At 66.0% G+C, this 20,055-nt stretch carries 20 protein-coding genes; 11 read left to right on the top strand and 9 right to left on the bottom strand.

What is annotated here, in order from left to right; all coding sequences use genetic code 11:
• Window positions 1–198: 198 nt before the first annotated feature.
• Both ychF and JNL31_RS06890 read right to left on the bottom strand, forming a co-directional pair.
• A complete protein-coding gene (gene ychF, locus JNL31_RS06885) occupies window positions 199–1,296 on the bottom strand; it encodes a redox-regulated ATPase YchF (RefSeq protein ID WP_294971483.1) in 1,098 nt (365 codons plus the stop codon).
• A gap of 89 nt (window positions 1,297–1,385) precedes the next feature.
• Window positions 1,386–2,969 (bottom strand): sulfatase-like hydrolase/transferase, encoded by a 1,584-nt coding sequence (locus JNL31_RS06890; protein WP_294971486.1) that lies wholly within the window; start codon window positions 2,967–2,969, stop codon window positions 1,386–1,388.
• 227 nt (window positions 2,970–3,196) lie between these two features.
• Between JNL31_RS06890 and JNL31_RS06895 the strand changes: the two genes are divergently transcribed.
• The 4 genes from JNL31_RS06895 to JNL31_RS06910 all read left to right on the top strand — a co-directional run bounded on the left by JNL31_RS06895 (window position 3,197) and on the right by JNL31_RS06910 (window position 6,564).
• The gene (locus JNL31_RS06895) at window positions 3,197–3,361 is read left to right on the top strand and encodes a hypothetical protein (protein ID WP_294971488.1); all 165 of its coding nucleotides are present in this window, start codon (window positions 3,197–3,199) and stop codon (window positions 3,359–3,361) included.
• A 131-nt stretch (window positions 3,362–3,492) separates the two neighbouring features.
• On the top strand, window positions 3,493–4,302 hold the full coding sequence (locus JNL31_RS06900; RefSeq protein ID WP_294971491.1) for a hypothetical protein: 810 nt from the start codon (window positions 3,493–3,495) through the stop codon (window positions 4,300–4,302).
• A gap of 50 nt (window positions 4,303–4,352) precedes the next feature.
• A complete protein-coding gene (gene trpA, locus JNL31_RS06905) occupies window positions 4,353–5,144 on the top strand; it encodes a tryptophan synthase subunit alpha (protein ID WP_294971493.1) in 792 nt (263 codons plus the stop codon).
• A gap of 7 nt (window positions 5,145–5,151) precedes the next feature.
• Window positions 5,152–6,564, top strand: a complete 1,413-nt coding sequence (locus tag JNL31_RS06910) for a DHA2 family efflux MFS transporter permease subunit (RefSeq protein ID WP_294971496.1) — start codon at window positions 5,152–5,154, stop codon at window positions 6,562–6,564.
• An 18-nt stretch (window positions 6,565–6,582) separates the two neighbouring features.
• Here the strand turns inward: JNL31_RS06910 and JNL31_RS06915 are convergent, their stop codons facing one another.
• On the bottom strand, window positions 6,583–6,894 hold the full coding sequence (locus JNL31_RS06915; RefSeq protein WP_294971499.1) for a hypothetical protein: 312 nt from the start codon (window positions 6,892–6,894) through the stop codon (window positions 6,583–6,585).
• A gap of 123 nt (window positions 6,895–7,017) precedes the next feature.
• On the opposite strand from JNL31_RS06915, the gene JNL31_RS06920 reads away from it, so the two are divergent.
• The 4 genes from JNL31_RS06920 to JNL31_RS06935 all read left to right on the top strand — a co-directional run bounded on the left by JNL31_RS06920 (window position 7,018) and on the right by JNL31_RS06935 (window position 11,576).
• The gene (locus JNL31_RS06920) at window positions 7,018–7,485 is read left to right on the top strand and encodes a MarR family transcriptional regulator (RefSeq protein ID WP_294971501.1); all 468 of its coding nucleotides are present in this window, start codon (window positions 7,018–7,020) and stop codon (window positions 7,483–7,485) included.
• Window positions 7,486–7,517: 32 nt separating this feature from the next.
• On the top strand, window positions 7,518–8,681 hold the full coding sequence (locus JNL31_RS06925; protein WP_294971503.1) for an alpha-hydroxy acid oxidase: 1,164 nt from the start codon (window positions 7,518–7,520) through the stop codon (window positions 8,679–8,681).
• 130 nt (window positions 8,682–8,811) lie between these two features.
• A complete protein-coding gene (locus tag JNL31_RS06930) occupies window positions 8,812–10,185 on the top strand; it encodes an aspartate aminotransferase family protein (RefSeq protein WP_294971504.1) in 1,374 nt (457 codons plus the stop codon).
• A 2-nt stretch (window positions 10,186–10,187) separates the two neighbouring features.
• The gene (locus JNL31_RS06935; RefSeq protein WP_294971507.1) at window positions 10,188–11,576 is read left to right on the top strand and encodes a glutamine synthetase family protein; all 1,389 of its coding nucleotides are present in this window, start codon (window positions 10,188–10,190) and stop codon (window positions 11,574–11,576) included.
• A gap of 66 nt (window positions 11,577–11,642) precedes the next feature.
• On the opposite strand, the gene JNL31_RS06940 is transcribed toward JNL31_RS06935, so the two are convergent.
• From JNL31_RS06940 to JNL31_RS06965, 6 genes are all read right to left on the bottom strand, one after another.
• A complete protein-coding gene (locus JNL31_RS06940) occupies window positions 11,643–12,374 on the bottom strand; it encodes a sirohydrochlorin chelatase (RefSeq protein WP_294971509.1) in 732 nt (243 codons plus the stop codon).
• A gap of 109 nt (window positions 12,375–12,483) precedes the next feature.
• Window positions 12,484–13,620: an SRPBCC family protein gene (locus JNL31_RS06945; protein ID WP_294971512.1), complete on the bottom strand. Its 1,137-nt coding sequence runs from the start codon at window positions 13,618–13,620 to the stop codon at window positions 12,484–12,486.
• Between the two features lie 64 nt (window positions 13,621–13,684).
• Window positions 13,685–14,326, bottom strand: coding sequence for an SGNH/GDSL hydrolase family protein (locus JNL31_RS06950; protein ID WP_294971515.1), 642 nt, complete (start codon window positions 14,324–14,326; stop codon window positions 13,685–13,687).
• A gap of 133 nt (window positions 14,327–14,459) precedes the next feature.
• Window positions 14,460–14,858: a VOC family protein gene (locus JNL31_RS06955; RefSeq protein WP_294971517.1), complete on the bottom strand. Its 399-nt coding sequence runs from the start codon at window positions 14,856–14,858 to the stop codon at window positions 14,460–14,462.
• 215 nt (window positions 14,859–15,073) lie between these two features.
• Window positions 15,074–16,291, bottom strand: coding sequence for an ROK family transcriptional regulator (locus tag JNL31_RS06960; RefSeq protein WP_294971519.1), 1,218 nt, complete (start codon window positions 16,289–16,291; stop codon window positions 15,074–15,076).
• Window positions 16,292–16,306: 15 nt separating this feature from the next.
• On the bottom strand, window positions 16,307–16,741 hold the full coding sequence (locus tag JNL31_RS06965) for an RbsD/FucU domain-containing protein (protein WP_294971522.1): 435 nt from the start codon (window positions 16,739–16,741) through the stop codon (window positions 16,307–16,309).
• A gap of 240 nt (window positions 16,742–16,981) precedes the next feature.
• On the opposite strand from JNL31_RS06965, the gene JNL31_RS06970 reads away from it, so the two are divergent.
• From JNL31_RS06970 to JNL31_RS06980, 3 genes are all read left to right on the top strand, one after another.
• Window positions 16,982–17,998 carry a substrate-binding domain-containing protein gene (locus JNL31_RS06970; RefSeq protein ID WP_294971525.1) on the top strand — a complete coding sequence of 339 codons (1,017 nt, stop codon included), beginning with the start codon at window positions 16,982–16,984 and terminating at the stop codon, window positions 17,996–17,998.
• 107 nt (window positions 17,999–18,105) lie between these two features.
• The gene (locus JNL31_RS06975) at window positions 18,106–19,182 is read left to right on the top strand and encodes an ABC transporter permease (protein WP_294971526.1); all 1,077 of its coding nucleotides are present in this window, start codon (window positions 18,106–18,108) and stop codon (window positions 19,180–19,182) included.
• On the top strand, window positions 19,179–19,961 hold the full coding sequence (locus JNL31_RS06980) for an ATP-binding cassette domain-containing protein (RefSeq protein ID WP_294971528.1): 783 nt from the start codon (window positions 19,179–19,181) through the stop codon (window positions 19,959–19,961). The genes JNL31_RS06975 and JNL31_RS06980 overlap by 4 nt, the downstream gene beginning before the upstream one ends.
• The last annotated feature ends 94 nt before the right edge of the window (window positions 19,962–20,055 follow it).

The following is a 20,055-nucleotide window of genomic DNA, read 5'->3' on the forward strand; positions in this document are numbered from 1 at the left end:
ATCTCGACCACATCGCCAAACTCATGAACGACCGCCCCCGCAAAACCCTCGGATGGAAAACCCCCACCCAAGCCCTCGCCGAAGAAATCGCTCTCGCCGCCAAAAGTGTTGCAGTTGGAACTTGAGTTAACCAACCCTGAACGTCCGCGCCCAAGTCTTTGAAATCATTCAGCCGAAAAATCTGTCCACCGTGGACAGCTACCCGTTGAACAGGAAGTGCAGCACGTCCCCGTCCTTCACTTCGTAGGTCTTGCCCTCGACCCGAAACTTGCCCGCTTCCTTCGCCCCCGCCTCGCCGTTCCCGGCGATGTAGTCGTCATAGGCCACGGTTTCCGCCCGGATGAAGCCCTTCTCGAAATCCCCGTGGATCACCCCCGCCGCCTGCGGCGCCAGCGTTCCCTTGGTGATCGTCCAGGCCCGCGCCTCCTTCGGCCCGACGGTGAAATAGGTCTGCAGACCCAGCAGCGCGTAGCCCGCCTTGATCAGTCGGTCGAGGCCCGCCTCGTGCAGCCCCATCTCCTCCAGGAACATCACCGCCTCATCCTCGGGGAGCTGCGCCAGCTCCTCCTCGATCCGCGCCGAGATCACCACCGAGGCCGCCCCCTGCCTGGCCGCCATCTCCGCCACCCGGTCCGACTGGCTGTTGCCCGAGGCGGCCTTCGCCTCCTCGACGTTGCAGACGAAAAGCACCGGCTTCGCGGTCAAGAGCTGCAACATCCGCCACTGCTTGCGGTCCTCCTCGGCAATCTTCAGCGACCGCGCGGGCCTGCCCTCCGCCAGTGCCGCCTGCGCCGCGCGGAGAAGCCGGTCCTGATCCAACACCTCCTGATCCCCGCCGCGCAGCTTTTTGCCCAGCGCGGTCAACCGCCGTTCCACCGACTCGAGGTCGGCCAGCATCAGCTCGGTCTCGATGGTCTCGGCATCCGCCACCGGGTCGATCCGGCCCTCGACATGGGTGATGTCGCCATCCTCGAAGCAGCGCAGCACATGGGCGATGGCGTCGCATTCGCGGATGTTGGCCAGGAACTGGTTCCCCAGCCCCTCCCCCTTTGACGCCCCACGAACCAGCCCCGCAATGTCGACAAAGGTCATCCGCGTCGGGATGATCTGCTTCGAGCCCGCGATGGCCGCCAGCTTCTCCAGCCGCGCGTCGGGTACCGAAACCTCGCCCACGTTCGGCTCGATGGTGCAGAACGGGAAGTTCGCCGCCTGCGCCGCCGCCGTCCGGGTCAGCGCGTTGAAGAGCGTCGACTTGCCCACGTTCGGCAGCCCGACGATGCCCATCCTGAAACCCATGATGCTCTCCTTTGGCGAAGCTCGCGCCTTCTACGGGGGCGGGGCCGCAGGATCAAGGAAGATACCGCGGGCAGGGCTCCTGCGCTCGCTCAGTGCGACCCTTCCCAGAGCTTTTCGAACATCGGCATGTTGGTCATCACGATCCGGTCCAGAACCGGCATATCCCAGGTCTCGATCAGCGTGTCCCCTGCATCGGGCGACAGCAGCGAAACCCCAAGCCCGGCCTTGCCACCCGACACCGGGAAGCCAAGCCAGTCCAGCACCGTCGGAAACACATCCAGCATCGTGCCGGTTCGCGCGACCGACACATCCCTCTCGCGACCACCGACAAGGATCAGCAGGTTCAGGGCAAGCTTTGGATCATCTGGCAGAGCCTGGTGTCCGTGATTGAGATGGTCGGACTGCAGGATGAACCGCAACTCGTTCGGGCGGCCGGACCGACGGTGGCTGTCCTGCATATCCGCCACCAGCTGTTCGGTCATTCCCGTCAGGCAGCGGGCCGCCTCGATGACGTCCTTCGTGTGAACGGCTTGCCCGTCGCTGCTGCACTGTCGCGACAGATAGTTCGGCACACCGTGCGGACCAATCGTTGCGATGGTCAGCAGGAACGGGCGATTGTCGGCCAGGGCGTCGGCAAACTCCATGCGCGCGACGTCATAGACCATCTGGTCGTCAGAGAACCAGACGACGCTGGCCTTGGCCAATTCCTCGGGCGGGAAGATCGCCGTCATGTCCTTTTGCGCGATTGCCTTCTGGTAGCGGTGTGTCAGGTAGAAGGCGACAGTTCCGGCAAACTGCGCCTCCGCCCCCATTACAAAGGTCTGGCGATAACCCTGTCCGCCCAACAGATCGCCCAGACAAGTGACACCCGGCAGGAAGCGATCGGCGACAGATTCGGTGACTTCGCGTTTCAGGTATCCGCGCGGAAGAAGCGGCACCCCGCATTGCGAGGCGACCATGCCGGCAATGCTCCACCCGGTTCCCGCGACCTGGCGGACATCGGTGAAACTCAGGCCCTGCGCCTCCAGCGTCCGCAGGACTTTCGCCGTTTCCGGCGCGATATCCGGGTCGAGAAAGCGACGATCAAGTCCCTCCAGATAGATATAGACGATATCGGGCGGCAGCGGGTTTTCCGCGATCTGCGGCGTTACTACCGTAGCCGCCAGATCAACATCGGGAACCGGCTGCAGCAAGAGCTTGGCCTGGAACACGACGAACGGATTGCTCAGGACAAGCAACGCCGCCGTCAGCAGAGGGAGATGCCGCAGCTTGGGCCAAGAACTCAGCAAGTAGGAGATCAGGATGATGCTGATCAGGGCGCAGAGGGAAATCAGAATTTCGTCCCGCAACATCCAGGGGCTGACGCCAGTAATCCCGGCTTTGGCGTGGAACAGGAAAGAGATCATGTCGACCTCGCCAAAGGCTCGGTAGACCACCACGAACGGCAGGGCCAGGACGGCAGCGATCACCGCCAGGAACAACGAAATCGGGGGGCGGCGCAGCGACTTGCGACCAAGCAACATGACTGCCGCAAGCAGAAGCCCGGAAAAAACCAGAACTGGCTGGCCTATCACCAGCCATGGTGCCACCAAAACCATCACCGCGAGTCCGGCGCACGACACCAGCAGTAGGAATGCCAGACGATCCCGCAATTGCCAGCTTAAAATCTGCATAGTTCTAAACACTTGGATGACGGTACAGTTGGCGCAGAAATAAATACCTCATCGACCACCCATCCAATATTTTCTGCCGCAGGAGGTCGGCTTGGCACGCCTTCGCGGCAAACCGGCAACAGCAACACCCCTCTTCCAGAGGCCTGCGGGCCGGGAACATGGCCGGTTTCGTTTCCGCCGCAGCTTTGGCACGTCGTGCGCAGCGCAAGGATCACAGAGGAGCCACCATGACCCTGATCGACGACACCTTCGCGCGGCTCATGGCCGGGGGGAAGAAGGCCTTCATCTCCGTATCATGTGTGGCAACCCCGGGATCAAGCTGCCTCGGCCGGGGCTGCGGTGCTGGCCTGCGGCGCCCGCAGTTGCCGGCACTCCGCCCCGGGTGGCGTTGATCTGCCCGGAATAGGTCAGTATTGTCCCGGACCGATCAATTCCCCTGATCGCTCCCTGGACTTGGGGCATGTCTGGCAAGGCCAGTTCAGGATGCCGGGTCGGAGATTGGGGCCGCAACGGAAAGACTTTTATGTCCGTGGAAACTCTGGAAATTGGCGGCCAGCGCTTCACGCTGGAAACGCTGAACCTGGCCACCGCGACGCGCACCCGGCTGGATGAGGTGGCAGCAGAGCTGTTCGGCCTGTTCCTCGCCCGCGAGGAGGAGTTCGGCTTTTCCCCCGATGTCGTAACCGAATACCCGGATGTCGCCGTCAAGGGCGGGTTCCTGGACGATCCTCTGGGCCATATCGCTGCGCGCCGCCATGCGGCCGAGGGGCAGGACTTCGGCCGGATCGTGATCCTGACCACCTATGCCGACCGGATCGGCCCGGCCTTGGGGGCCGCAGGCTACGCGGCCACGCCCATCGTCATGCCGGCAGGCCCTGATCATACCGCTGCTTTCTCCCTCGATACCGGCTCTATCACCGGGCAGGACCGGACGCTTTACCTTGAGGCGGTGAATGAGGCGGACGAGAAGATCCGTCCCAGCTTCGCCCTGCGGCTTCTCGACCAAACCGGCGCACTTGCGGGCGGGGCCTGCGGGTCGGTCCATGATCTTGACGGTCACCGCTATGCCTATCTGGCGACGATGACCCTGGCGGGTGGCCTGCCACCGACCACCGGCACCAGACTTGGGCAGGCGCTTTGGCAGGCACTGGCGCGGGATGGCGTCAGGACGGTGCATCTCGGGACGCAAACCGCCGGGCCCTTCTACGAACGGCTTGGCTTTCGCACCACGCTGCGGCTGGTCCCCCGCCTGCGCTTCCGTTCGGGGCCTGATGGTCAGCCGGTCTGGCATGACCTGGTGATGATGGCCTGCGACCTTCCCGCGCCCCATTGATTTTCCCCAAGTCTGCGTGGCAGATGGAACCGGATTTGCAGGGGGCCAGCATGACACGCATCGACGACACCTTCGCGCGGCTGCGCTCGCAGGGGAAGAAGGCCTTCGTCGCCTATATCATGGGCGGCGACCCGGACGAAGCGACCTCGCTGGCCGTGATGCAGGGCCTGCCCGCCGCCGGGGTGGACGTGATCGAGCTGGGGATGCCCTTCACCGACCCGATGGCCGACGGCCCGACGATCCAGGCCGCAGGCCAGCGCGCGCTGGAAAAGGGCATGACGATGGACAAGGTCCTGTCGATGGTCAGCACCTTCCGCAAGGGTGACAAGACCACCCCCATCGTCCTCATGGGCTACTACAACCCGATCTATTCCCGCGGCGTCGACCGCTTCCTGAAAGACGCGCTGGAGGCCGGGATCGACGGCCTGATCGTCGTCGACCTGCCGCCCGAGGAAGATGCGGAACTCTGCATCCCCGCGCAGAAGGCGGGCCTGAACTTCATCCGCCTCGCCACCCCCACCACCGATGACAAGCGCCTGCCGAAGGTCCTGCAGAACACCTCCGGCTTCGTCTATTACGTCTCGATCACCGGGATCACCGGGGCTGCCGCCGCACAGGCGGGCGATGTGGGGCCGGAAGTCGCGCGGATCAAGCGCTCCACTGACCTGCCGGTTATCGTCGGTTTCGGGATCAACACCCCCGACCAGGCCCGGTCCATCGCCAGCGTCGCCGATGGCGCGGTCGTGGGCTCCGCCATCGTCAAGGACATCGGCGCCGGTGTCCCGGTGCCGCAGGTGCTCGCAAAAGTGAAGGCGCTCGCCGACGGCGCGCATTCGGCCTGAGGCCGCGATGACGGTCGAGGTCAGTCCGCTCAGCACCGTTGGCACCCGTACCATCGCGCTGGTCGTCGCGGCGGCGCTGTTCATGGAAAACATCGACAGCACCATCCTGTCGACCGCCCTGCCGACCATCGCGACTGACCTGGACGTCAACCCGCTGTCGCTGAAACTGGCCCTCACCTCCTACCTGATCAGCCTCGCGATCTTCATCCCGCCTTCGGGCTGGGTTGCCGACCGTTTCGGCGCGCGGCGCGTCTTTGCCGCCGCCGTCCTGGTCTTCATGGCCGGATCCCTCGCCTGCACCACCGTCTCCACGCTGGAAGGCTTCGTCGTCGCCCGCTTCCTGCAGGGCATCGGCGGGGCGATGATGGTGCCGGTCGGGCGGTTGATCGTGGCCCGCAACACCCCGAAACAGGGCTTCGTCTCGGCGATGGCCTGGCTGACCATGCCCGCGCTCCTCGGCCCGGTCCTCGGCCCGCTGGTCGGCGGGATCATCGTCACCAACTATCCCTGGCACTGGATATTCCTGATCAACATCTCCATCGGGATCCTGTGCCTGACGCTGGCGCTCGCCCTCCTCCCGCGCGAGGCGCCCCGCCCGGTCGGTCGCTTCGACGGCTGGGGGTTCGTTCTTTCAGGACTGGCGCTTTCCGCCCTGATGCTCGGCTCGATGGAGATGACCGAGATGGCCAGCCCCTCCGCCAGCATGCTGGGCCTTCTGGTCCTTGGCGCTGTCCTGTCCGTGGCGCTTGTCTGGCATTGCCGCCGGGTGCCGCAGCCGATCCTGGATTTCTCGCTCTTGCGCATCGCCACCTTCCGCAGTTCGGTCCTCGGCGGCACGCTGTTCCGTACCGGGATCGGCGCCATTCCCTTCCTTTTGCCGCTGATGCTGCAACTGGGCTTCGGCCTTTCGGCGATCCAGTCTGGCGCGCTGACCTTCGTCTCGGCCCTTGGCGCGCTGTTCATGAAGCCGGTCAACGCCCTGATCCTGCGCCGCTTCGGCTTCCGCCGGGTGCTCATGGCCAACGGCCTGCTCGCCATTGCCTCGCTGGCCGCTATCGGGCTCTTCAGGCCCGACACCTCGCATCTGGTGATCTACGCCGTCCTCTTCATCGGCGGCTGCTTCCGGTCGATCCAGTTCACCAGCCTGAACTCCATCGCCTTCGCCGATCTCAGCCAGGACGAGATGAGCCGCGCCACCAGCCTGTCGAGCGCGGCCCAGCAGGTCTCGCTCGGCCTCGGCGTCACCCTTGGCGCCACCGCCGTCGCCGCCAGCATGGCCTTTCGTGGCGGCACGTCGCTTGCCGCCGCCGACTTCCCCCCGGCCTTCCTCATCGTCGCCGTGGTCTCCGGCCTGTCGCTCCTGGTCTTCCGCCGCCTGCCCGCCGACGCCGGCGCCCAGATGTCGGGCCGCCGCAGCTGACTGGGCGGCCCTCTCGTCTTAGGTCCAGGCCCGGATCGGCTCGATCTTCGTCACCGTCCCGGCCTCGCGGCCCGTCGGGTCGATATAGACCAGCCGCCCCACCTCATGCCGGATCTGCCAGGCACCTTCCGGCCCGTCCGACCAGGCGACATGATAACCCTGCGGCAACGGCTTCCATTCCCCGTTCATCGGCGGCTTGCCCGGCAGCACCATCTGCGCCAGCCCGCCCGCGCCATAGCTGATCGTCGCATCCGCCTCCTGCCCGATGTCGACATGGTGGGTGAAGCCCGGCAACAGGACCTCCAGCACAGTCTGATCCAGTAACGTCATCGCAATATCCTTTCGCTCTCCGGGAACGCCCCGGCGCTTGGCAATCGACCGGAAATGGTCTAGCAACTTGACTAATGATCGCCCAAAACAATATTGTCAAGTAGCTTGACGATTGGAACCCGCATGCCCGCCCCCCCCGACCATATCGGCTGGACCCTCTGGCGCGCGGCGCAGGCCTGGCGGGTGGAATTCACCGCCGCCATGGTCGCGGCAGGGCACGGCTGGTTCGGTCAGGCGCGTGGCAACCTGATGGTCCACATCGGCCCGAACGGCCTCCGGCAGGGCGACCTTGCCGACCGCGCCCGGCTGACCAAGCAGGCCGTCCAGCAGTTCGTCGACGAGCTGGTCGCCGACGGCATCCTGATGCGCGAGAAGGACGCCACCGACGCCCGCGCCCGCCGGGTCCGCCTGACCCCGGCGGGTGAGGCCGCCATGCGCGACGCCGACCGCATAAAGGCCGAGATCGAATCCCGCTGGCGCACGGTCATCGGCGCCCAGGCCTTCGACCAGCTCGACGCCGCCCTGCGCCATCTGATCGAGGCCCCCGCAGCAGTCTTGCACCCAAAGCCGCAAGGCGGTAAGAAAGACTGACCAATTTCGCCCGCTTGCTCCAGGACCGCACCATGCCCGTCATCACCTGCATCGAAGACCTGAAGCGCCTGCACCGGAAGCGCACGCCGAAGATGTTCTGGGACTACTGCGAATCGGGCAGCTACACCGAACAGACCTTCCGCGAGAACACGTCGGACTTCGCGAAACTGCGCTTCCGCCAGCGCGTCGCCCGCGACCTGACCGGGCGCGATCTCTCCACCACCATGGCCGGGCAGAAGGTGTCGATGCCGGTGGCCCTCGCCCCGGTCGGCAGCGCCGGGATGCAGCACCCGGACGGCGAAATCCTCGCCGCCCGCGCCGCCGCCAAGGCCGGGGTGCCCTTCACCCTCTCCACCATGTCGATCTGTTCGATCGAGGATGTGGCCGCTGCCAGCCCCGACCCGTTCTGGTTCCAGCTTTACGTCATGAAGGACGAGGATTTCGTCGACGCGGCCATCGAACGCGCCCGCGCCGCGAAATGCTCGGCCCTCGTGCTGACGCTGGACCTGCAGATCCTCGGCCAGCGCCACAAGGACCTGAAGAACGGCCTGACCTCGCCGCCCCGGCCCACCATTCCGAACCTGCTGAACATCGCCACCAAACCCCGCTGGGCCTTTGGCATGGCGAAAACCCCGCGCCGCCAGTTCCGCAACATCGTCGGCCATGTGAAGGGCGTGCAGAAACTGGACGACCTGACCGCCTGGGCCAACGAACAATACGACCCCAAGCTCGACTGGTCGAAAGTCACCCGCATCCGCGACCAGTGGAAGGGCAAGTTCATCCTCAAGGGCGTACTCGACGCCGAAGACGCGAAGCTGGCCGCCGATGCCGGGGCCGATGCGGTGATCGTCTCGAACCACGGCGGGCGGCAGCTGGACGGCGCGCTCTCCTCGATCCGCAGCCTGCCCGCCATCGCCCGCGCCATCGGCGACCAGACAGAAGTCTGGCTCGATTCTGGCATCCGCTCGGGTCAGGACGTGCTGAAGGCGATGGCGCTTGGCGCCAAGGGCACGATGATCGGCCGCGCCTATATCCACGGCCTTGGCGCCATGGGAGAGGCGGGCGTGACCAAGGCGCTGGAGGTGATCCGCAAGGAAATGGACATCACCATGGCGCTCTGCGGCGAAAAGGACGTGAAAGCGATGGGCCGCCACAACCTGTTGGTCCCCGAGGACTTCGAGGGTCGCTGGGCCTGACCCGCCCGCCTGCGGCTTCGCCCCTCCTCGCAGACCGCCGCGCGAGGAGAAGTCGAAGACGCACGACGAGCATCTTGCAATTTGATCAAATTCTGGCGCATAAACGCAGCGACGTCCCAAGGGGCCTGCCATGCCTGCTGAAACCATCGCCGGAATCGCCACCTCCCGCCTTGCCGCCTTCGCCGCTCGCGAGGCGGAGGCCTATGCAAAGCGCCGTCCGAAATCCGCCAAGGCATTGGCGAAGGGCGCGGGCGTCTTTCTGGGCGGCGTGCCGATGCACTGGATGGCCGACTGGCCGATGCCGCACCTGCCGCTGGTCGCCAGGGCCCATGGCGCACGGATCGAAGACATCGACGGCATCAAGCTCGACGATTTCTGCCTCGGCGATACCGGCTCGATGTTCGGCCACTCCCCCGGTCCCGTGGCGAAAGCCATCCGCCATCAGGCCCGGCGGGGCCTGACATACATGCTGCCGACCGAGGCCGCGCTGGAGGCCGGGCAGCTCCTGACCGATCGCTTCGGCAACTTCCGCTGGCAGATCGCCACCACCGCGACCGACGCCAACCGCTTCGCCCTGCGCGTCGCCCGAGCGATCACCGGCAAGCCCAAGGTGCTGGTCTTCAACGGCTGCTATCACGGCACGGTCGACGACACCTTCGTCAGTCTGGAAAACGGCAGAACCGTCAACTCCCCCGGCCTTCTCGGTCAGGTGGCCGACCTGACGCAAACGGCGGTCTGTTGCGAATTCAATGACTTGGCCGGGGTCGAGACCGCGCTGGCGCAAGGCGACGTGGCCGCGATCCTGACCGAGCCGGTGATGACCAATTCCTGCATGGTCCTGCCCGAGGCCGGGTTCCACGATGGCCTCCGCCAGCTTTCCATGAAGTGCGGCGCGCTCCTGATCATGGACGAGACGCATACCATCTCCTCCGGCCTCGGCGGCTATACCCGCGTCCATTCGCTGCGCCCCGACATCTTCGTCGTCGGCAAATGTGTCGCAGGCGGCATGCCCACCGCCGTCTGGGGCCTGACCGACGAGACCGCGAAGCGGTACGAGGCGGTCAACGCCAACCGACCCTCCGGCCGCTCCGGCATGGGCACGACCCTTTCAGCCAACCCGATGCAATTCGCCTGCCTGGTCGCCAACCTGTCCCAGGTGATGACCCCGGAAAACTACGCCCATATGGAGAAGCTGGCCGAACGCCTCTCCCACGGCCTTGCGGCGATCATCGACCGCCATCGCGCGCCCTGGCATGTCGTCCGCGTCGGCGCGCGGGTGGAATTCATCTGCGCGCCGGGCCCGCTGAAGAACGGGACCGAAGCCGGTTTTGCCCACCACCCGCAGGTCGAGGCCGCAATCCACACTGGCCTCATCAACCGGGGCACCCTCATCGCGCCGTTCCACAACATGATGCTCATCAGCCCGGCAACGAAGAAGGCCCAGGTCGACCGCCTGATTGCCAGCTTCGACGCCATCCTCTCCGACCTTCTCAAAGCAGACTGAACATGACCCTGACCAGCCCCTCCGGTTCCTCCCCCGCCGAAGCCGAAGCCTTCCTCGCCGCGCACCCCGAGATCGAGGCGTTTGACATTATCCTGCACGATGCCAACGGAATTGGCCGGGGAAAGATCATCCGGCGCCATGAGCTTTTGTCCTTTTACAACAATGGCCGCCATCTGCCGATTTCCATCCTCGGCCTCGACATCTGTGGCGAGGATGTCCACGAAACCGGCCTGATCTGGGACCAGGGCGACGGCGACCTGCGCGCCTGGCCGATCCCCGGCACGCTGAAGCCCCTGCACAACACCCAACCGCCGCGCGGCGAGGTGTTCATGTCGATGTACACCCTCGACGGCGCGCCGATGACCAGCGATCCGCGCCATGCCCTGCAACGCCAGGTCGATCTGCTGGCCAAGGACGGCCTTCATCCCGCCGGGGCCTTCGAACTGGAATTCTTCCTCCTCGACCCCGAACGCGGCCCCGATGGCAAGATGCAGCCCGCCCGCGACGTCCTCGACCGCCGCGCCAGCCACAAGACCGAGGTCTATTCCGTCGATCACCTGCACGGGATGCTGCCGCTCTTCAGCGACATCTATGCGGGCGCCGAAAAGGCCGGGATCAAGGCCGAGACGCTGATCTCGGAATACGCCCCCGGCCAGTACGAACTGACGCTCCACTACCGCGAGAACGTGATGCAGGCCGCCGACGACCTGATGCGCCTGAAGCGCATCGTCCGCGCCCAGGCCCGCGCGCATGGCGTCGTCGCCTGTTTCATGGCCAAGCCGAACGAGAACTACGCCGGTTCCGGCATGCATTTCCACGTCTCGATGCTGGACGACGCTGGCAAGAACGTCTTCGTCGAGAAGGACGAGGGCAAGTGGAACCCGACGATCCTGCACGCCCTCGGCGGGTTGAAGGAGACGATGGGCGAGAGCATGCTGGTCTTCGCCCCCCACGCGAACTCCTGGCGCCGCTTCGCCAGCCAGTCCTACGCCCCCGTCAGCCCGACCTGGGGCGTCAACAACCGCTCTGTCGCGCTGCGCATCCCGGCAGGCGACATCAAGGCCCGCCGGATCGAACACCGCCCGGCGGGAGTGGACGCGAACCCCTATCTGGTGGCGGCAACCGTGCTGGCGGGGGTGCGCAAGGGGATGACCGAGCAGATCGACCCCGGCCCGGAAACCACCGGCAACGGTTACGAGGATGAAAGCGGGGCCGGGATTCCGACCGACTGGAAATCGGCCATCGACACGGCGAAGCGGTCCGCCTTCCTGCAAGACGCTTTGGGCGAGGACATGCACCGCACCTTCACCGCGATCATGGCTGCCGAATACGCCCGCGTGATGCGCACGGTCAGCGAGGTCGATTTCGATCTCTACCTGCACACGGTCTGACGGCCGGGGCCAAAATCCTTAAGCAAGACCGCCCAGCTGTGGTAGACCCTTTGTCAAAATCCTTCCTTAAGGATTTTGGCCCCCGGCCCAGCGGCACGTTCCAGCACAGACCGGCACGCCCCGGAGGATCGCCGAGGCGATCAGCCCCGGCACCCGCGCGTCCGCCCCGACCGGCGGCAGGATGCGGCCCCGGAACCTGGCCGCGTCCAGCGCCCGCGGCAGGTCGTCCGCCACATGCCCGCCCGCCGCCGCAAAGAACGGCAGGCAGACCGCCCCCGGCCCGAAGCCGGTCAGCGTCGACAGTTGCGGCACCTGGTCGATGAAGCCGACCTCGACCCGCGCGATCCCCGTCTCGGCCCTGATCCGCGCCGCCACATGCCGGGCGACATCCGAAGGCTCCGCCGATTTCGACGACCCGTGCGCCGCAAGCACCACCTCGTCCGCCCCGCTTTCGCGCACCAGATCCACGCAAAGCTCCTGCACCTTCGGATCGCAGCCGAAGGGCTCCAGCACCTTCCAGCGCGACGCCCCGGCCTCGAACAGCCGGTTCGGGATCTGCACCTTGGTGAACCAGCCCCGGGCCATGAACAGCGGGTAGACCAGACCGAAGTCCTTTCCCGCCACCCCCCGCGCAATCGCCAGCGTCTCGGCCAGCGTTGCGGCCCGGACGTTCCAGCGCGGCAGGAACGCCGCCACCTGCATGGCGAGGTCCTCCAGCGCCCGGGCCGCCGGAAACGGGTCCGAGGGCTGCCCGTGGGCAACCAGAAGCGCAGGCGAAAGACCGTCGTTCAGATGCATGAACGCATGAGCGCCGCAGATTGGCCTTCGGTCAAGCCCCGACCGCCCACCGCGACAAACCGCGCGACAGAACCCTCCCCGGCACAGGATTGATGCCGCTCGCGACGGGTCAGGCAGGCATCCGGCTGGCAATGTAGCGGGCGAAATCGTAGTTCGGCCGCTCCAGATGGCTCAGCGCCCCCGGTGCCGACAGGCCCGCGCACAGCCCCTTCCAGACCTTCTCGACGCAGCCCTTGTCCTCGACGTTCACGTCGTCCAGCAGCGCCTTGACGCTGGCCAGATGGCTCTCGGCCTCGGGGTCGGCCATCCATTCTGCACTCATGCCGCCCCCGAACAGCACCCGGACCGAGCCCGGCCCGTCCGGCGTCAGCGACAGATACCAGAAATACCCCGGCGTCAGGGTGATCAGAAGCGAGGGGTAGATCGCCAGAAGCCAGGTGATCCGCCGGTCATCGCCCTGAAGCGTGGTGTTCGACGGATGCGCCAGCGCCAGCGGCACCGTGTCGTTCTTGATGATCCAGTGATAGTTGAACGCCTCTTCCCCCTCGGGGCATTCCATCTTGTTCAGGTCCGACGCCCCGCCGATGGTCCCGGCATGGCAGACCGGCAGGTGGTAGCTTTCCATGAAATTCTCGGCCAGCACCTTCCAGTTGGTGTCCCAGCGGAACTCTTCCCGGAAGACCTCCCGATACTCCGCCATCGGCAGGTGCCCGACCAGCCGGTCCACCCCCGCCAGCCGTTCGGCCACCGGCGGCGCGTCCGGGTTCCGCGTCACCATGATCCAGCCCTGCCAGTCCTCGACCCGGACCGGGGGCAGCTTGACGTCGTCGCGGCAGAAATCCTCGTTCCGCGCCATCGCCGGGGCGCCCCGCAGCGAGCCATCCAGATTGTAGGTCCAGGCGTGGTAGGGGCAGACAATCGACCGCACATTGCCCCGGCCTTCCAGCAGCGTGCTCATCCGGTGGCGGCAGACGTTCGACATGCCGCGCAACTGACCCTCGCGGTCGCGCAGGATGATCACCGGCTCGCCCGCGATATTCATCGTCAGGTAGTCGCCGGGTTTCGCCAGCGCATCCGCCCGCCCCGCGCACAGCCATTCCTGCGCGAAGATGTGGCGCTGTTCGGCCTCGGCAAACTCGGGCGAAGTATAGACCGACTTCGGCATCGCATGGGCGCGCTCGAAGGGCACGGCGACATTGGCGCGCAGCTCGGCAATGGCGGACAGGGCGGGATCGTGCTGGGTCATGGCTGGGTCCTCCTGCCCCAATCCTGCCTCCGACCCGGCCAGGCGTTCTAGCGAAATTGCGCCATCAATCGGGGAAATGCGCCCTGATCGCCGCCGCGAAGGCCTCGGCGAGCGCCGGATTCGCCTCGGGCCCATAGTGGATGCCGTCGACGGGCGAGACGGCAACCACTTCGCCCGCGTCAAGGAACGGCACATCCAGCCGCGCGGCAGAGGCCCGGATTTCCGCCGCCAGCCCCCGCGACTTCGCGGCCCCGCCCGCGAACATGCCCGCAAGGCAGCCGGTCTCGACAATCGGCGGCGGCGCGACCAGCAGCACCCCCGGCGCCCCGCCCTCCGGCCCGGCCTCCGAGGCCCGGATCAGCCGCACCAGCCGCTCCAGCGACAGCGCGATGTCGCAGGCATTGACCGAGAAACGCTCCTTCAGGTCATTTGTCCCCAGCATGATCACCACGAGGTCCAGCGGCCGATGGCTTTCCAGAAGCGCCGGCAGCACCGTCAGCCCATTGCGATGCGCGCCCTCCACCGGGTCGTCATGCACGGTCGTGCGACCTGGATGACCTTCGGCGATCACCTCCCAATCAGGGAGGAGCCGCGCCAGCCGCCCCGCCCAGCGTTCCTCGCGCCCGAAACGGCCTTCGAAGTCCAGGTCCGGCATCGGCATCGTGCCATGGGTATTGCTGTCGCCGAAAAGAAGCAGGCTGCGCATGGGGATCCTCCAGTTCAGCACAGGATGCACCGCGACGGCGGGGAAGGGAACGGGGGCTGACGGGGCGAGCGGGCAAAGAGTCCTGCCCGCCAAGGCTTGCCGAAACGCTGGCAGCCGGGACCGGAGCGGTCAGCTACAGGGCGCCCGGTCCCGGAATATCTTCATGCAGGCACAGGATATTCCCCTCGGTGTCATTGAACCAGGCCGCCTTTTCCGATCCCAGGACGCAGACATGCTCGACCGTCCTGAACCCCGGCAGGTCGTAGTCCGCAAAGACCACGCCTCTGCCCTCCAGCTCGGCAATCGAGGACCTGATGTCCGCCACCCGGAAACTGAGTGCGGTATGTTCCGCCTTGGTCCCTTCGGGCTTCGGGAACAGCGCAATCTCCGTACCGCCGCAGCGATAGACGACCTTGCCGTCCAGCTTCTCCTCGCCCGTGGGCAGGGCAAGGGCACGCTCGTAGAACTCCCGGGCTCGGGCAAGATCGCGTACCGGAAGCATGACGGTGACCTGTTGGGCATCGAGTTGCATGGCATCCCCCTTGCCTTGGCTCCGACCGGATCAGTCTACGCCCCCGCCCGATTCTGTTCCAGCTTTCTGGCTTTCCCACAGCGCGACACATCCCGCCAACATCGCCCCAAGGCGGGGTGAGGGGAAGCCCCTCTTGCCACCGCTTAACAGTCGGTAAACGCCCGCGCATATCATACTGATTACGAACATAAATCAGAAAATGTCCACCGTGGACACTAGCCCTCCCTGACCGCCGCATTCTGGTCGATCAGGTATCGCTGCGACAGCGGGATCGCCGCCGCCCCCAGTGCGCGGGCATCCGCCCCCACCGTGCCCTCCCGGATCACCGGCGGGTCGATCCCGGCGAGGTCCAGTCCCAGCAGCGCCCCCTGAACCCGCCGCACCATCTCGGCCCGGACTGCGACCGGCATCCAGCCGTCGATCAGCACCGTCTGGATCTCCAGCAAAGCCGCCGCCGCCAGCGTCGCCTGGGCCAGCGCTCCCGCCGCCTGGTCGAGCCAGGCCGAGAGCACCGCCTCCGACACTTCCCAGCGGTCGTGCTGGCTCCACAGGTGGTCCGACGTCTCTCCCGCCGCCTCCATCGCCGCGGCCAGCACCGACATCGAGGCAAGGTCGATCAGCCGCCGCGTTCCCCCGCCCGGGGCTGGTACCTGGATCGACCCCACCGCCGCCGCATTCCCTGTCCGGCCAAGGAACAACTGGCCGTTCATCACCAGCCCCCCGCCGATGAAGGTCCCGAAATAGAAGTAGAGGAAATCCTTCGGCCGCTCCCCCGTCCCGAAGATCAGCTCCGCCCCGCAGGCCGAGGTCGCGTCATTCTGGACATAGACGGGCAGGCCCAATGCCTCGCCCAGTTCCGCCCCGATATCGCGGGACCTCCAGGCATCCATCTCCGCCTGGGGCGCTCCCAGCACCGAGACCCAGTTCCACAACTGGAACGGCATCGCGATCCCCATCCCCATGATCCGCTCGCGCAAGGCGGGGGGCAACTCCCCGGCCAGCGCCGGTACCGCCTCCCGCACGAAGCCGACCACGGCATCCGGCGAGGGGTACCGGTAGACCCGTCGCCGCGCTGCCCGCATCCGGCCGCGGAAATCGGTCAGCACCAGGTCGGCCGAACGACGCCCGACCTTCAGCCCGAAGAAGAACGCCCCCTCCGCCGCCAAGGACATCGGGACGGAAGGCTGCCCGACCTTCCCCCTGACCGGCTCGCCGCGTTCCAGGAGCCCGTCCTGCTCCAGCTGCCGCATGATCACGCTGACGGTCTGCGCCGAGAGCCCGGTCATCCGCGCGATGTCGGACTTGGCCAGCGCCCCGTGGCGGCGGACAAGGCTCAGGACCAGCCGCTCGTTGTGATCGCGCATCCCCGACTGGTTGGTGCCCCGCAGTGCTGCGGCGTCGGGCTGGCTGCGCTCGGGCGAGGCGTCCTGCATCGGTGTCGGCTCCCTTCAGCCCGAGGAACCGATCACCCCCTTGCGGAGGATCACATTGGCGAAAAGCGCCATCTCGCTGGTGGCGACAATGGCATGCGCGGCCCGGATGCGGGGATAAAGCGCCTCGCCGGAAAGGGCAACGACCGGCAGGCCCGGCGCCATCCGGGCGCAAAGCGCGTCGATGGCGCGGTGAATCTCGCCCTGCTGCGCCGGATCGTTGTTCAGGCTGGCCCGAAACAAGGCCGCCGGAACCGCGCGATCCAGCGGCATGACCGTCAGCACCGCCTCGACCACCGACAGGATCCCGTGCCCGTCCGCCCGCAGCAGCCGCCGCGCATGGTCGGCCGCCGGATAGTTGCCGTCGACGATGGCGATCTCGTCGCCATGGCCCATTGACCGCAGCGTCGCCAGAAACTCGGGACCGAGGAGGGGCGGAATACCGATAAGCATGACGGACCTCCCCCTCCTTCCGGGTGCGCGGGACGCGATGGCGGACGGGCGAAACCCTGCCTGCCACCATGCAGACTGGCGGGGGAGCGGACCGCTGTCAATAATAAATCAGAGTAATTTATTTATCTTGACGCAAGGGAGGGAATCAGATTTTCTTCCCCACGGCGCAGCGTCCGGGGGACCTGTGCAGAGATTGCTGAACCGGGGGGCATCAATGCCCCACCCTTGGGAGGAAGACCTATGAAAGTCACCACGAAAGCCCTTCTGGGCGCGGGCGCGCTTGCGCTGATCTCGGGAATGGCCTCGGCGGCCGACCTGGCCTGCCTGATCACCAAGAACAACACCAACCCGTTCTTCGTCAAGATGAAGGAAGGCGCCGAAGCTGCCGCCACCGCCGCCGGCCTCGACTTCCAGGCCTATGCCGGGGAAAAGGACGGCGACGCCGCCCCGCAGATCACCGCGATCGAAAACTGCGTCGCCGCCGGCGCCAAGGGCATCCTGATCACGCCCTCGAACGACTCGGTCGGCCCGGCCCTCAAGGACGCCCGCGCTGCCGGCATCCTGGTGATCTCGCTCGACACGCCGCTTGGCGACGCCGAAGCGCAGGACATCACCTTCGCCACTGACAACTTCGAAGCGGGCCTGCTGATCGGCAAATGGGCCGCCGCGACCTTGGGGGCAGACGGCGTTGCCAATGCCAAGATCGCGATGCTGGACATCAACAAGGACAACATCTCGGTCGACGTGCTGCGCGACACCGGCTTCCTGACCGGCTTCGGCATCGAAGTGCCCGACGGCAAGGTTCTGGCGTCGGAAACCGACCCCCGCGTCATCGGCCATGAATCCTCGGACGCCAACCCGGCGGGCGGCCAGACCGCGATGGAAACGCTGCTGGCGAAGGACCCGGACATCAACGTCGTCTACACGATCAACGAACCTGCCGCCGAAGGCGCCTACCAGGCGCTGAAGGCTGCGGGCAAGGAAAGCCAGGCGATCATCGTCTCGGTTGACGGCGGCTGCCCGGGCGTGGCTTCGGTCAAGGCCGGGACCATCGGCGCGACCTCGCAGCAGTACCCGCTGAAGATGGCCTCGCTCGGGATCGAGGCGATTGCCGCTTTCGCCAAGGACGGCACCAAGCCGACCGTGACCGAAGGCCTGTCCTTCTTCAACACCGGCGTGAACCTCGTGACCGACAAACCGGTCGAAGGCGTCGAGTCGATCGACTCGACCAAGGGCACCGAACTCTGCTGGGGCTGATCTGCCCCTAACGAATGCTTGATTAGTGGAAGGGCGGCTTTACAGTCGCCCTTCTTCTTAGGCGATGCCCGAACGGTCATCGGCGTCATCCGGGGGGAAGACTGAAGATGAGTGACGACGCACCCACCAAGACCATTTCCGATTTCGAAGCGACCCTGAACAAGGCGGACACCGCCGTGGCCAGCTTCGAGAAGGACGACAAGACCTTCATCCACAAACTGCGCAACTTCATGCGCCGCAACCCAACGATGATCCCGGCCCTGGTGCTGGTGCTGTCGGTCCTGGCCTTCGGACTGGTCAATTCGCGCTTCCTCGGAATGGGGGCGCTGTCGACCGTGCTGAAGCAGATGACGGTCACCGGCTTTATCGCACTTGCGCAGACGCTGGTGATCCTGACCGCAGGCATCGACCTGTCCGTCGGCGCGATCCTTGTGCTTTCGTCCCTGATCATGGGCAATCTTGCCGTCGTCGTCGGCGTTCCCGCGCTCATTGCGGTGCTCATCGGGATCTTCTTCGGCGGGCTGATGGGCCTCGTCAACGGCCTCCTGGTCACCATGATGCGCCTGCCGCCGTTCATCGTGACGCTCGGAACGCTGTCAATCTTCGAGTCGCTCAAGCTTTGGTACTCGCAGTCTGAATCGATCCGGAACGTGGATATCGAGGCGAACGCTCCTGCCCTGCTGGTGTTCGGCAAAGGCATCAACGTCGGAGGCGCCTCGCTCAGCTTCGGAGGACTCACCCTGATCCTGCTGGCTGCAATTCTGTGGTATGTGCTGAACCACACAGCCTGGGGCCGCCATGTCCATGCCATCGGCGATGACCCCGATGCCGCTCTGCTCTCCGGTATCCACGTCAACCGGACACTCGTTTCGGTCTACACGGTCGCGGGCATCATCTGCGGCTTCACCGCCTGGATTGCCATTGGCCGCGTGGGGTCCGTTTCTCCCATCGCGTTCGACACAGTGAACCTGGCCTCGATCACCGCCGTGGTGATCGGCGGGACGTCGCTCTTCGGCGGGCGCGGATCGATCATCGGTTCGGTTCTGGGGGCGCTGATCGTCCAGGTCTTCATCACCGGCCTGTCGCTCGCGGGGGTCGACGACTACTGGCAGAAATTCGCGGCGGGATGCCTTGTGATCATCGCCGTGGCGCTTGACCAATGGCTGCGGAGGGCTTCGCAATGACCGTGACACCCATCCTTCAGGCAAAGGGCCTGATGAAGCGCTACGGCACCGTGGTCGCGATGAACGGCTGCGACTTCGAACTGATGCCGGGCGAGATCCTCGCCGTCATCGGCGACAACGGCGCGGGGAAGTCGACCCTGATCAAGGCGCTGTCGGGGGCGGTCGTCCCCGACCATGGCGAGATCCTGCTGGACGGCCAGCCGGTCCACTTCCGCAGCCCGGACGATGCCCGGGCGCTGGGGATCGAGACGGTCTACCAGAACCTCGCCATGTCGCCCGCCCTGTCGATTTCCGACAACATGTTCCTTGGCCGCGAATGGCGGGCTCCCGGTATCATGGGCTCGGTCTTCCGCAAGATGGACCATGCGCGGATGCAGAAGTTCGCCCGAGACAAGCTGAACGAACTGGGGCTGATGACGATCCAGGACATCACCCAGCCGGTCGAGACGCTCTCGGGCGGCCAGCGCCAGGGTGTCGCGGTCGCACGGGCGGCGGCCTTCGGCTCGAAGGTGGTGATCCTGGACGAACCGACCGCGGCGCTCGGCGTCAAGGAAAGCCGCCGGGTGCTGGAACTGATCCGTGACGTCCGCGCCCGCGGCATCCCGATCATCCTGATCAGCCACAACATGCCGCATGTGTTCGAGGTCGCCGACCGCATCCACATCCACCGGCTTGGCCGCAGGCTCGCCGTCATCAACCCGAAGGACTATTCGATGTCGGACGCCGTTGCCTTCATGACCGGCGCGAAAGTGCCCGAGGGCGTGGCCGAGCCGGTCTGACACCTTCCGGCGGCAGGGCGCCAACCCCTGCCGCCGCCAATCCGGACGCTTCAGGATAGCCTGCGCCGGACTTGCCCCGGACGGCTGGGGCTAT

Source organism: Tabrizicola sp., assembly GCF_016792905.1.
Taxonomy (GTDB): Bacteria; Pseudomonadota; Alphaproteobacteria; order Rhodobacterales; family Rhodobacteraceae; genus Tabrizicola.

Excerpts from the sequence above, each read along its gene's own strand:
- ychF (WP_294971483.1), bottom strand. The coding sequence starts at position 1,296 with ATGGGTTTCAGGATGGGCATCGTCGGGCTGCCGAACGTGGGCAAGTCG.
- JNL31_RS06890 (WP_294971486.1), bottom strand. The coding sequence starts at position 2,969 with ATGCAGATTTTAAGCTGGCAATTGCGGGATCGTCTGGCATTCCTACTG.
- JNL31_RS06895 (WP_294971488.1), top strand. The coding sequence starts at position 3,197 with ATGACCCTGATCGACGACACCTTCGCGCGGCTCATGGCCGGGGGGAAG.
- JNL31_RS06900 (WP_294971491.1), top strand. The coding sequence starts at position 3,493 with ATGTCCGTGGAAACTCTGGAAATTGGCGGCCAGCGCTTCACGCTGGAA.
- trpA (WP_294971493.1), top strand. The coding sequence starts at position 4,353 with ATGACACGCATCGACGACACCTTCGCGCGGCTGCGCTCGCAGGGGAAG.
- JNL31_RS06910 (WP_294971496.1), top strand. The coding sequence starts at position 5,152 with ATGACGGTCGAGGTCAGTCCGCTCAGCACCGTTGGCACCCGTACCATC.
- JNL31_RS06915 (WP_294971499.1), bottom strand. The coding sequence starts at position 6,894 with ATGACGTTACTGGATCAGACTGTGCTGGAGGTCCTGTTGCCGGGCTTC.
- JNL31_RS06920 (WP_294971501.1), top strand. The coding sequence starts at position 7,018 with ATGCCCGCCCCCCCCGACCATATCGGCTGGACCCTCTGGCGCGCGGCG.
- JNL31_RS06925 (WP_294971503.1), top strand. The coding sequence starts at position 7,518 with ATGCCCGTCATCACCTGCATCGAAGACCTGAAGCGCCTGCACCGGAAG.
- JNL31_RS06930 (WP_294971504.1), top strand. The coding sequence starts at position 8,812 with ATGCCTGCTGAAACCATCGCCGGAATCGCCACCTCCCGCCTTGCCGCC.
- JNL31_RS06935 (WP_294971507.1), top strand. The coding sequence starts at position 10,188 with ATGACCCTGACCAGCCCCTCCGGTTCCTCCCCCGCCGAAGCCGAAGCC.
- JNL31_RS06940 (WP_294971509.1), bottom strand. The coding sequence starts at position 12,374 with ATGCATCTGAACGACGGTCTTTCGCCTGCGCTTCTGGTTGCCCACGGG.
- JNL31_RS06945 (WP_294971512.1), bottom strand. The coding sequence starts at position 13,620 with ATGACCCAGCACGATCCCGCCCTGTCCGCCATTGCCGAGCTGCGCGCC.
- JNL31_RS06950 (WP_294971515.1), bottom strand. The coding sequence starts at position 14,326 with ATGCGCAGCCTGCTTCTTTTCGGCGACAGCAATACCCATGGCACGATG.
- JNL31_RS06955 (WP_294971517.1), bottom strand. The coding sequence starts at position 14,858 with ATGCAACTCGATGCCCAACAGGTCACCGTCATGCTTCCGGTACGCGAT.
- JNL31_RS06960 (WP_294971519.1), bottom strand. The coding sequence starts at position 16,291 with ATGCAGGACGCCTCGCCCGAGCGCAGCCAGCCCGACGCCGCAGCACTG.
- JNL31_RS06965 (WP_294971522.1), bottom strand. The coding sequence starts at position 16,741 with ATGCTTATCGGTATTCCGCCCCTCCTCGGTCCCGAGTTTCTGGCGACG.
- JNL31_RS06970 (WP_294971525.1), top strand. The coding sequence starts at position 16,982 with ATGAAAGTCACCACGAAAGCCCTTCTGGGCGCGGGCGCGCTTGCGCTG.
- JNL31_RS06975 (WP_294971526.1), top strand. The coding sequence starts at position 18,106 with ATGAGTGACGACGCACCCACCAAGACCATTTCCGATTTCGAAGCGACC.
- JNL31_RS06980 (WP_294971528.1), top strand. The coding sequence starts at position 19,179 with ATGACCGTGACACCCATCCTTCAGGCAAAGGGCCTGATGAAGCGCTAC.